11 protein-coding genes and 3 pseudogenes are annotated in these 10,403 nt (G+C 57.1%); 6 read left to right on the top strand and 8 right to left on the bottom strand.

Translation table 11 applies throughout. From position 1 onward, the window contains the following. Positions 1-76 precede the first annotated feature (76 nt). Positions 77-487 (bottom strand): annotated as a pseudogene (locus ACW4E8_RS20230) (transposase); the annotation flags it as partial. A 523-nt stretch (positions 488-1,010) separates the two neighbouring features. On the opposite strand from ACW4E8_RS20230, the gene ACW4E8_RS20225 reads away from it, so the two are divergent. Continuing rightward, positions 1,011-1,205, top strand: a complete 195-nt coding sequence (locus ACW4E8_RS20225; protein ID WP_456806150.1) for a helix-turn-helix transcriptional regulator — start codon at positions 1,011-1,013, stop codon at positions 1,203-1,205. Between the two features lie 16 nt (positions 1,206-1,221). On the opposite strand, the gene ACW4E8_RS20220 is transcribed toward ACW4E8_RS20225, so the two are convergent. Next, on the bottom strand, positions 1,222-1,746 hold the full coding sequence (locus ACW4E8_RS20220; RefSeq protein WP_456806149.1) for a hypothetical protein: 525 nt from the start codon (positions 1,744-1,746) through the stop codon (positions 1,222-1,224). Positions 1,747-1,874: 128 nt separating this feature from the next. Here ACW4E8_RS20220 and ACW4E8_RS20215 point away from each other — a divergent pair, with 128 nt between their 5' ends. Next, entirely contained in the window at positions 1,875-2,543 is a 669-nt protein-coding gene (locus ACW4E8_RS20215; RefSeq protein WP_456806148.1) for a DUF429 domain-containing protein, read from the top strand. A gap of 142 nt (positions 2,544-2,685) precedes the next feature. On the opposite strand, the gene ACW4E8_RS20210 is transcribed toward ACW4E8_RS20215, so the two are convergent. After that, positions 2,686-3,357, bottom strand: a complete 672-nt coding sequence (locus ACW4E8_RS20210; protein WP_456806147.1) for a GntR family transcriptional regulator — start codon at positions 3,355-3,357, stop codon at positions 2,686-2,688. A gap of 102 nt (positions 3,358-3,459) precedes the next feature. Further along, complete coding sequence (locus tag ACW4E8_RS20205) at positions 3,460-3,780, bottom strand: FAD-dependent oxidoreductase (protein WP_456806146.1); 321 nt, start codon at positions 3,778-3,780, stop codon at positions 3,460-3,462. On the opposite strand from ACW4E8_RS20205, the gene ACW4E8_RS20200 reads away from it, so the two are divergent. Then, positions 3,662-3,916: an H-NS family nucleoid-associated regulatory protein gene (locus ACW4E8_RS20200; RefSeq protein ID WP_456806145.1), complete on the top strand. Its 255-nt coding sequence runs from the start codon at positions 3,662-3,664 to the stop codon at positions 3,914-3,916. The genes ACW4E8_RS20205 and ACW4E8_RS20200 overlap by 119 nt on opposite strands. 38 nt (positions 3,917-3,954) lie before the next feature. On the opposite strand, the gene ACW4E8_RS20195 is transcribed toward ACW4E8_RS20200, so the two are convergent. Continuing rightward, the gene (locus tag ACW4E8_RS20195) at positions 3,955-4,374 is read right to left on the bottom strand and encodes a GNAT family N-acetyltransferase (protein ID WP_456806144.1); all 420 of its coding nucleotides are present in this window, start codon (positions 4,372-4,374) and stop codon (positions 3,955-3,957) included. A 478-nt stretch (positions 4,375-4,852) separates the two neighbouring features. Here ACW4E8_RS20195 and hfq point away from each other — a divergent pair. The 3 genes and pseudogenes from hfq to ACW4E8_RS20180 form a co-directional block, all read left to right on the top strand. Beyond that, positions 4,853-5,080 (top strand): annotated as a pseudogene (gene hfq / locus ACW4E8_RS20190) (RNA chaperone Hfq); the annotation flags it as partial. Between the two features lie 884 nt (positions 5,081-5,964). Further along, positions 5,965-6,264, top strand: coding sequence for a hypothetical protein (locus tag ACW4E8_RS20185; protein WP_456806143.1), 300 nt, complete (start codon positions 5,965-5,967; stop codon positions 6,262-6,264). A 1,005-nt stretch (positions 6,265-7,269) separates the two neighbouring features. Beyond that, positions 7,270-7,950, top strand: a complete 681-nt coding sequence (locus tag ACW4E8_RS20180; protein ID WP_456806142.1) for an SOS response-associated peptidase — start codon at positions 7,270-7,272, stop codon at positions 7,948-7,950. Between the two features lie 41 nt (positions 7,951-7,991). Here ACW4E8_RS20180 and ACW4E8_RS20175 read toward each other — a convergent pair whose 3' ends face one another. The 3 genes and pseudogenes from ACW4E8_RS20175 to ACW4E8_RS20165 all read right to left on the bottom strand — a co-directional run bounded on the left by ACW4E8_RS20175 (position 7,992) and on the right by ACW4E8_RS20165 (position 10,075). Then, positions 7,992-8,495 carry a hypothetical protein gene (locus tag ACW4E8_RS20175; protein ID WP_456806141.1) on the bottom strand — a complete coding sequence of 168 codons (504 nt, stop codon included), beginning with the start codon at positions 8,493-8,495 and terminating at the stop codon, positions 7,992-7,994. Positions 8,496-9,267: 772 nt separating this feature from the next. Continuing rightward, positions 9,268-9,455, bottom strand: a pseudogene (locus tag ACW4E8_RS20170) (hypothetical protein); the annotation flags it as partial. A 152-nt stretch (positions 9,456-9,607) separates the two neighbouring features. Continuing rightward, positions 9,608-10,075: a GNAT family N-acetyltransferase gene (locus tag ACW4E8_RS20165; RefSeq protein WP_456806140.1), complete on the bottom strand. Its 468-nt coding sequence runs from the start codon at positions 10,073-10,075 to the stop codon at positions 9,608-9,610. Between the last annotated feature and the right edge of the window lie 328 nt (positions 10,076-10,403).

Here is a 10,403-nt window from a genome sequence, read left to right as displayed (position 1 = left end):
TCATGCTGTGTTTGAGTGGTCGTCCTCATTAACACAACGTGCGAGTATCAAGAAATCGTTCCTGGCTTGCGCATACGCCAAATACCTTCAGGCCCGTGCTGTCGACGACCAGATGCAGCGACTCACCTGCGCGCCGCACTGGCAGCACCACCTCCAGTTCCTGTGCGCGGCGACTCAGTGTCGTGTAATTCGGCACAGGCAAATCAGCGAAGGCAAGCGCGCGAACGCTGTGAGCAAAGCCCTGAAGGGCGCGCAGCGGCAGGCGAAACACCTGCTTGAGTCCGAGCAGCATCTGAATCACAGCGTCCGAGTAGACGCGCGGGCGGCCACGATTGAGCGATCCAGCCGCGGGTTCCTGCTTCAGCACGCCCCTGTCGATCCATATCGTCACGTCACCTCTGGCGATCAGTCCGGCGTTGTATGTCGACCAATTCCTGACGCGATAGATCCCCTTGGGTTCACGCGTCTTGTGCTCGTCCTTGCGCATCTTCTCGCACGAAAAAGTCGAGAATCTACGCAGGTCCACGCAAAGTTAACAGGGGCGCCTCCATGACTGTTGTGCGTAAACGTCATTCGGCTCGCCGCCCGGCACCAGGGGTTATGCAACAACGCCCATTGGAACCGCCAAAAACGACCCATAGCGGCGCAAAGGCGGATTTGACACTCATTCCGTGACTCACTATGTTGCACAGACGCAGGAAGTGGCAATGAAAAATACATAACTGCGAAAACCACAAATAAATAGCTGCCCAGCACATCTCAATCAGGCTGCATCCCTTGTCCAGTAAGGCTGGCAGCTATATTTTTGCGATGATGCGCACTAGACGTTCCGGAGCATCACCCGCGGTTTTTGGGTCGAAGATATTGGTTGGTGATTACTAACTTTATGGAGTGGCGGTTTCCGGAAGCTGGTATCAGCTAAACAGTACAAATAGTCGGTTTTAAATTTAGCAGTTTGGCTCGCGTGTACATTCATGACTTGCTTCGAGAAAGAGGTTGCTATACAGGTCATGAACCTGCCGCCAGCCGACTACCTCGACGCCCACGACCTTGCCACCATCTTCAAGGTTACCCCCGCGACCATCCTTCTGCGCTTTAGGACCAAGCCCCACACCCTGCCGCTTCCCGCTCCTCTTGGCCCCAACTTCCCGCTTCGCTGGCGCCAGGCCGACGTCGCCTTCTGGCTAACGCAGAATGAGCTTTAGCGCCTCAGGTGCGGCTTCATGGCCTCGCCGCAGGCGGGCCGGCCAAGGAAATGTTGTATCGCAGTCGCCAGTCCTCAAGCCCATGTGAGAGTGCCAGGTCGGCATCCTTGTAGGTCGGGTTGACCATGAGCAAGCCGTTGAGGGCGTCTGGCAGTGATTGCATGACCATGCTCACACTGGTGGGAGCTGAAGCGCCTGGATGGCACACTGTCGATACGCCCCGGGCAGCGCCCCAGCTCGCCAGCGTGCCCAAATGAATGGTTCGCTCATTATCGGTAAAGACCCGAACCGGTCGGTCGCCGTCCTTCACTGCTGCGTCGAGCCAGCTACCGACCCGTGCCCCGAGCGGGGCGTCGTCTATGGCGATTACCAGGCACACGCCAGCGGGAACATCAATCAGCACATGCAGAAAGGCCGGGTCGCCGCCTGGTAGACGTATGTTCGTGGACAATACGAGCCACAAGCCTTTATGCCAAAGTTCGGGGAGTGCCTCCGCAAGCTCCGCATGGGCGGCTGCTTCGGCGGGTGACCGACGGCTCATGGCAACCCTCCAGTTCAGTATGCATTTCAAGCAGATGCCGGGAAGCCGGCTTCTTCTTCTACAGCCACAACGGCGCCATAAGCACACTTTAGTCAAATCAAATCGGCCTGCGAGACCAGGAGTCGTCAATGAAGGCGAGCGCTTCAGACATAGTGGCTGTGGCCGGCGTAGACATCGGGGGCGCAAGGAAGGGATGTCACCTTGTCATCTTGCGAGGCCGCGACGTTGTCTGCGTTGTGAAAAGCAGCAATCCGGTAGATTTGTGCCAGCAATGTCTTCAGCACGAGGTTGCAGCCGTTGGCATCGACTCACCATGCCGCTGGAGTCTGGATGGGGCGGGGAGGCTTGCGGAAAAGGAACTCGCCAGAGAGAGAATATATTGCTTTTCGACTCCGACACAGGAGCGAGCCCTGGCAAGCACCAGCGGATTCTATGGTTGGATGTTCAGCGGCGAGAGGGTCTTCCAGACTTTCGCCCCGAGTTACCCGCTGCTGACCGAGAAGCTCTACCTCGGAGGAAGGGTCACCTTCGAGACGTTCCCGCACGCTATTACTTGTTCGCTTCTCGGCAAGGAGGTCGCCTCGGCCAAACTGAAGCGCGTTCAGCGACGCAAGTTGCTGGAAGATGCGGGCATCGATTCCAGGTCTCTAACCTCTATTGATGCCGTGGATGCTGCGCTCTGTGCACTGACAGCACAGCTTTTGCTCCGAGGGAAAACGCGAGCCTTCGGGGACGCCCTTGGCGGATACATCTTCGTACCTGATGCTGACTTGTGGGAAACACGTTCCCTCCTTTGAGCTGGGCACCGCGGAACGCAGCCTCTACGGTACTGGGGCAATTCCAAGAGAAATAAGTTTGTGCTCACATTTAATTTGTTATGCGGCAGCATGAGCCAGCCACGTAGGGCGGCATCCTTTTACCGGCAACGCATGGGAGTGCCTACGCATAGGCGAGATTTTTCGGAACATAGCTCTCTCTAAGCAAAAGCTGGGTATGTTCGATATGCCGTGCGAGGAGTTCAACCGCCTTGGATACATCCCTTGTCATGCAGGCGTCCAGGATGAGGCGGTGCTCCTCCTGAGAGGATTCTCTCCCGAGCCGTAGAGATTGAATCGCCCGAAGGTGGAGGCCAATGCCTCGCTCAGTCTCTTCAATCATGCGAAGTAGGCGAGGACGCTGGCAGGGGCGGTAGAGCGCCATGTGAAACTGAAGGTTGAGTTCTGCCCACTCCGCAGGTGATCCGCTCCCATCGTACTTGTCGATGATTTCGCTCGCTTCCTCATAGTCGCGTACCGAAATATTGGGAATGGCGAGGGAAAGGGCACGCGTTTCTAGCGCAATACGTATGTCCAGGGCTTCGATGACTTCAGGAATCGACCTGGGCGCGACAATCGAGCCTTGATGCGGGGTATGCTCGACGAGACCTTCGGCTTCGAGACGCTTTAGTGCTTCACGGACAGGTATCCGGCTGACACCGAAGCGCTTCGCGAGGGCTTGTTGTTTGAGCTGAATTCCTATGCCGAGCGAACCCGAGAATATCAGGTTCCGCAGCGTGTTGGTAATGGCATCGGCGGACAGGCCCGACTCACCATCGGCCGTGACTGTGGGCAATCTTGTACTCCTCTGCATCTTCAGCGCTAGCGCTTGACAGTTGTGGGGAATCGCTCGTAAGGCATGACCTTGCTAGTATCCGGCGCGCGCTGTAGCGACCATCTAGCACACGCTGGACTCCTTAGCGTTGGGCGGGATGTGCCGCTGGAGTCCGCCGAATCCGCTTCGGGCCGGAAGTCCGTTCATTTGTTCTGAGAGAAGTACGGCACTACCTGCGGATAGTGTGAGGCCTAGCGTGCCGTGCCCAATGTTCAGCCATACGCTCTTGATGTGGGTGCTTCCGATGATGGGAAGGCCATCTGGGGTGGAGGGCCGAAAGCCGAACCAGGGTTTCACATCGGAGAAGTCGCAAGCGCCAGGAAAAGTGCACGACATTGCCGCGAAGCGCCGCCGTGGCCGTCCTGCTGGCGGCGGCAAGGCCAAGGCTGTGACGAAGGCTAAGTCCGAACTGCCGCCGAAATTTATGGACCCGAAGACTGGTGCGACCTGGTCGGGACGCGGGCGCGCGCCGGCGTGGCTCGGCAAGAATAGGACGAAGTTTCTGATTCCAGAAGCCTGAGAGGGAGTGTACGGCTGCGTGCGGACGGGACTTGGGAGCTAGTCGACGGGATGCTTCGACCTTCGATTAAAACCAAACCTCCGCACGAAATCAGCAGACAGACTTACCTCTTCGGGCAATTCGAGCTCAGGGGGTGAGAAATCATCGCCCCCTGCAGCAATAAGCACGGCCTTTGTATAGCCCTCCGCTTTGGCTCGCGTTAGAGCGGTGCCAACAAGGTGGGTGGTGATGTGTTGGCCATGATGCTCAGGAGTCACGGCCACAGACCGCACAACAACGGTTTCGTCGTATTGCTCTGTACAAGCACATCCGACCACCTGCTCGTCCAATACCGCGACTTGAAAGAAGTGTGACGAATCGCCGACGAAATCAGTTGGCAAGCCACAGCTTTCTAAAATATCAACGATTGAAGGCCAATCAGTTGCCTCTGCTGCCCGAACCTGCACGCTCTTTACCATTGCGGCAACTCCCGTGTTTCGTGCGAGCTCAAGACGGGAACGCAGCAGTTCGAGTCACTAAGGTTGCAGCTGCTACATCGAGTCCGTTGAGCTCAGCCAATGGGGTGCCAGCGAGCCGGTGCTGTTCGCCACCTGCTTCAGAATTGGCAAGCCCCTGTGTCGCCGCTTCTTGCTCTTGAACGCTGCAGCTATTTGTTCGACAAGGCTATCACTGCAGGGCGCCGCATCTTGTAAGTGATTGTAAGGCGTTCTGCTTGACGGTACTCGGAGCAAGAAAGTTCTTTGCAATCTGGAAGTGCTTCTATATTTTCCCAACCTGGGGGACTCCCCTTTCGTCGCGGTCGAGGCACCGGTAGTGAGGTGCAGCGGCCGAGGCGAAAGCCTCTCCCCCGTCTATAACCGTCGTCCTGTTTGGCCCGCAGGGAAGTCGAGCAGTGAAAGCCGGGTGGGGCAAACGACTGGGTCTGTCGAGACATTTATGCAGCCTGAGCAATCCTCTCCGCAAAACGAATTCTTGAACACAGCGCGCAAAGAGCGGAAGCGTGTCGAGGTGTACCTAGTCAACGGCATCAAGCTGACCGGTTCAATCGCGTCATTCGACCAGTTCGTGGTGATGCTCAGCAGCCCCGGCGGAATGCAGACTATTTACAAGAGCGCGATATCAACCATTCAAGTCCAAGCGGGGGTACGTCAGTCTGGCTCCCGTCTGGCCAATGACATTGAGTCCACGAGGCCTACTGTGGTCGAGCGTAAACGTCGGCCGAGGACAGCTGGCGGCGAAGGCAAATAACGCGGCGCTACACCACGCAACTCACGATAGTGAGGCCGCCGCTCGTGTTGGCAAGCGTACATCGTGTCGAATCGTCGTTCGGGCACATTTTATGGAAGCCCTGCCGGACGATAGTAAACGGCTGAAATTTGCAGAAGGTTGACCCGGCGCGCGCTGTACGACACGCGGCCGTGTTGGGAATTCACTGGTCTGGGGCACGAGCGGCCTGCCGGATAGTGTTGCCGCCGAGACTCTATGTTCTCAGTCTCCGATAGAGTATCTTCCCTGCGTCAACTCGAGAAGCACCATGCGGAAGAGATGGCGTGCCTGCGGGCGGAGATTGACCTGTGGCAGGTGCGCCACCGTACCTATAAGCTTCTAGCCGAACACTACGCGCTTGTCCTATTGCGTTTCAGTGCCGAAAAGCTATCCAAGCATCGCGACCGCTTGTTCCAGCACATTCGATTCCATAAGCGGCGGGGTCAACGGCTCTCCGAGATTGTCGCAGCTGAGATTGTTTCCATGCTGCGATAGGCTATGTGCGCCGGTAGCGCATGACGGCCGGAAATGAGGCCTACTAACGAGGGCGAATGGGTAAGCATGAAACGCCCACTTAAGTCACCAATTAAAGGGGCGAGAAAACTTGTGAACACCACCGGTTCGGTCGGGAGCCGATGCTTGCCTTTATCAATATGGTAAGGTTTCTGGGGTATTTTCCAATAGAATTGCGTTTTACAGAACCTTACCGTTTGTTACGCACGTCTAATTCCAGTCGGAATATATTAACCATTGATAATCTTCGATATCTATAAGGGGACGTAATGTTCAAGAGAGCACTGGTAGTTGCAGTTGGAAGTCTGCTGATTGGTTTGAGTTTTTCGGCCTCGGCGCGTGGTGGTGGCGCAGGGGGTGGTGGTTTTGGTAACGGTGGAAATTTCGGCGGCGCAGCGTCAGGCCATGCAAGCAACGAGGCTGTAATGAATTCCAATGGCTCATTTGCCGGCGACCGTGACAAAGGCTTGCAGCGTGCTGGGGACCGGAGAAGTTCGCAAGGGTCTAGTCATGAGAAGGCTCAGACAAATCGCATGCATCGCAACAGCAAACACGCGCAGAAACACTGAGTGTTTGAGTAGACATACCTAGTCTGACCGGCTTGCGCGAGTATCCCCTGCGTGATGAGGAGTTTTGATTCGCGCAAGCCTAGGTCCAGCAAATTTCTGTCAGCTCGGGCAGCGAACGGGCCAGGCCGATGCCGACAGCCGACAGCAAAATTGATGTGAGCCGGCCGCTTGTCGGAGTTCTCCAGGTGAGTTGAATAAGACGCGGCCCTAGCTGGCCAGACCGAACACGCTTCGCATCCCGGGCTGAGGCAACCCTGGGGGCACTGGGTGTCACCAGAAGATATGAGTACCTACCTGCCAGCCCGGCTGAGTTCGGTTTGCGTTTCACGGATGAATCACCCGACTGCCTGGCAATGTGTTTCGGCTTATCCTACGCTTGAAGAGCTTCAGTAGTGGGTGTCTTTGCATGAGCGGCAATCTCCTTCTTATCATGGTCGGAAGACCAATTGATGGCGCCCGCTGAGTTCGCACCTCACGGGCCTTCTTTTTGCCCTTGCATAACGTCCCCAATGGCGAAGTTATGCGCCAGGCAGCCTCGCCTCAAGCCGTAAACAAATGAGCATTTTTTAATTGCTAGGAGCCGCCTCGGCACCGACCTTCGTCATCTCCACGACGTTCGAGAGAAACTGCGAACTCTGCAAGACTGAGCTTTCCCTCTGCTATGGGATTCGCGGTGCAGGGGCAAGACAAATTACGTACGCGGTATGACGCGGCCCAAGTAAGGGCGCCCCCTGCTACTTGCCGGTCTTCTTCTCTTTCTCTTTCGGCGACGAAACTGGAGTAGCGGGTTGGGCAACGAAGGAAATCGGGGCCACAGTACCAGGCGTTATTGCGCTTGTCTTGTCGATGCCCGGGGTCCGCCGGTTGCAACGGATTCCAGATAACCAGTTGGCCAGTTGGTAACTAGAGCGCGATAGGAGAGCCCCTGTCTGCTAGCTCACATAGTCGCATTCCAAGGTGCGTCCACGGGACATATTCTGTCCCGTAAAACTACAAGAGATAACCATGTGCGGACGCATTGCCCAATATAGCCAGTTTGAGGTATGGGAAAATGGATTGGGCTGGCGATGCGCTCGTCCAGGAGCAATTTTTCCGAGTTACAACGTCTCACCGAACCATAGTCCCCTTGTGCTGCATAGGCTGGGCGAGGAGGAGGCACCGAGCGCCGAGTATGTCCGCTGGGGCTGGAGGCCGAGTGGACCTTTTCCCGCCTGTTTTGTCATCAATGCTCGAATCGATAGAGTCGCGAAGAGCGAGTACTTCAAACTACTGTGGCGGAGGCGGCGGAGGGTAATTGTCCCTGCGGATGGGTGGTACGAATGGCCCATGATTCAAGGCATCAAGCGGCCTCAGTATATAAGTCGCAAAGATGGGCCTTGTTTCCTCGCGGCCTTGGCATATTGGGAACCTGGCGTATCCGTTCAGCGTGAGGGGGCGGGTTTTGTCCTCATTACCGACGATGCCAAAGGAGGCCTAACCGATGTCAATGACAGCCGGCCAGTGGTGCTGTCCGGCGTGAATGCCGCAGCATGGGTAGACCCAGAGTTAACGCCCCGGGGAGCGTCAGTGTTGATGCACCAGCAATGCCTCCCCGCCGAAGCCTTCCAGTGGTGGGAAGTCGGCGTGGCAGTCGGCAACGTGCTGAATCAGGGCAAGGAGCTGATACGGAGCGTTGCCGCAGTCTGACAAGTCCCTGGGGACAGATACGTTCGATGCGCGCCAGTTCGCTATGGGGAACTTATGGTCAGCTTCCCCCAAATCCGGAACGGAAAGACAAACGGCAGGTGCGTGTCATCCAGACAGCCCTCAAAGGCGCCGCCAAGGGGATGTCCGACGACCGAGAGCGTGATGCTGAATTTTGCGACGCCTTGGCCGCAGCCGATGTCTTCGCTCAAGTTGCTTGGCCACATTACCCAACCTCCGGTCACTTTGCCACGGTGGAGGGTTCCGTCATCTTGCTCCCAGAGCCATCTGCCGCCCTGAACGGATACCTGATGGCCGAGTCCGGCCGGTCCGGTGCGGTTGATGCTGGCAATCCAGGTGCCGCCAAGGCCGTTGGTTGTCCACTGGCACGGTTCAAGCAGCGGGTTGTCAGTTCCGGCGAACGTCACACCCTTGGCGCCGCCATTGGACTCCGTGCCCAGGAAGACCTCGACGCCGGAAAGGCAGACGACATTTAGGCTGCCATGTGCCCATGTGACATTCGATGATGCGAGCAACAGAACCAGCATCGCCGACGCCACCAAGTGGCCTAGTACATACGAGCTTGGTTTCATAGTGCACCCCCTCGCGAAGGAACAATTCGCCTACAGCTTAGGAAGTCAACGGGGGCGGACGCAAGCATGCAGAGGAATAAATTCGCTGGACGGTTGCCGTGTCAATCTCGCTTGAGTGCAGGGCGTATCTGCACAGGGTGCGTGCGGGATGACAAAGACCTACGAGTTCTTGGCCAAGCAGCTCTGCCGTCGAACGGCCCAGTCCAAGTTGCAGTCGACTTGTCGTTACCGTTCACGGGTATACCTTGATGAAGGCTTTTGGGCGTGCTACTGGAGGGGGTTGTTGGCTTCGGGCCGCCTCTCGATGAGGCAGGCATGACAGGTCCTCGTCACAAGGTGCTTCGCAAACATCGATTCACCGGACTTCGCCTCTGGCCTTCCACGGTTGGAGGTAGTGAGTCCACGTCACGCAAAGGACGTAACGTACAGCACCGAGAGGTTGCCTAAGCCTACTTGCTCTCTGGCACCAGATATCGCTTAGCTCCTTCCAAGGTCGGAGCCCTCGTCGCCCCGCCCGCCGTGCTGGCACCACTGCTTTTCTCTCTATCGGTTCTCGCCGCAGCCTCCACTTTTCGTTTATCGGAATCGTCAGTTGGTCCAGAGGTTGACGCGGAGCTTTGCTGGTCGCGTGGCCGATGTTGTGGTTTGTCCCTGACATTCTGGCCTAGGCAAACGGGGTAATACACTGCCATCAAGGCAACCAGCGCAACATTCAACAATATCTTGTTCATAACGTAGTCGCCATTGGAGACGTCGAGCCTATGTAGACGCTTTGTCCACGCTGAGCGCGAGTCCTTGGTAGGGCAGCAGGAATATGGAACGAGGAAAGCAATGGTGCCGTAACCGTGCCGCCGACCACAGGGCGGCAATGCGCTGCATGAACTCGGAACCAGTACCGCCGGCCCACATGATGGCCAGCCTGGCCGTCAGGATGATGGCTGATGGTGATGGTGACGGTTATGGCATTTGGCCGGACTCAGAGGGGCCGCGTTTGTCTTCTTGAATCGTCTCCAGCAAGGCAGACTGGTCGGAATATCTGCGCAGCATTGCTAATCTCAATGTGGTAGCTATCTGGATTCTAGGCGGGAGACTGACAGTCCCAAGAGGGATTCTTTCTTCGATGTAGGATGTGAAGTCGCCGTCGTAGCGGTCCAACGTTCCTGCGAGTAAAGCACAGCATTGGGTACTTCTGACGTGCCAATTGGCGCGAACCCAAAGCGCGAGAAATAGGTGGCAGCGGTTGCGGTACGCAAGACCACTGATTCAACACCCTTTTGGCGGGCGTCCGCCACAGCGGCGGACATCAGCAGCTCTCCAAGCCCTGCGGACCTCGCTTGCGGCGCGACTGCCAATCCCCTCAGGAGACCGATGGTCCCGTATTGTTCGACACTCACGCAGCCGAGAAGGCCTGAGTTATCCCGGACCACAAAGTATTGTTCGATATGCTCATGGAGCCCTTCGACTTCTAGGGCGCATGAACGCAGGAGTGCCTCGACCTCAGGCAGGTCCGCTCTGGTTGCATAGTGGGGACGCATGAGATTCTCCTTCGTGCCACGCTCGTCCTTGCATCCTACTGTCGTCGCCGTCGTCGCCGTCGCCGTCGCGCTCTCGCGCGTAGGGGGTTCTTCTTAGGTGAATCCGCTTATGCTTCGCAGGCCGACGACTGGGGGTTATCCGAGGCCACCGGGCGACTGCATATGCCTGATGCCTTGCGCGAGGCTGAGGCTGTGCCAGCGCCGATGCAAGTGAAGGGCGCTCGGCGCGGCAACCGTGCTCTGACGAGGGCAAGACTGAATCTTCTACTGATTGCTGCCGACGTCCTGCTCGCAATGGGCGCACTGGGCAATCACGCTCTGTCTTCCG

This window comes from Cupriavidus sp. CP313 (assembly GCF_054072015.1).
The sequence above is the reverse complement of the archived record's forward strand: the minus strand, read 5'-3'. Positions and strand labels throughout refer to the sequence as shown.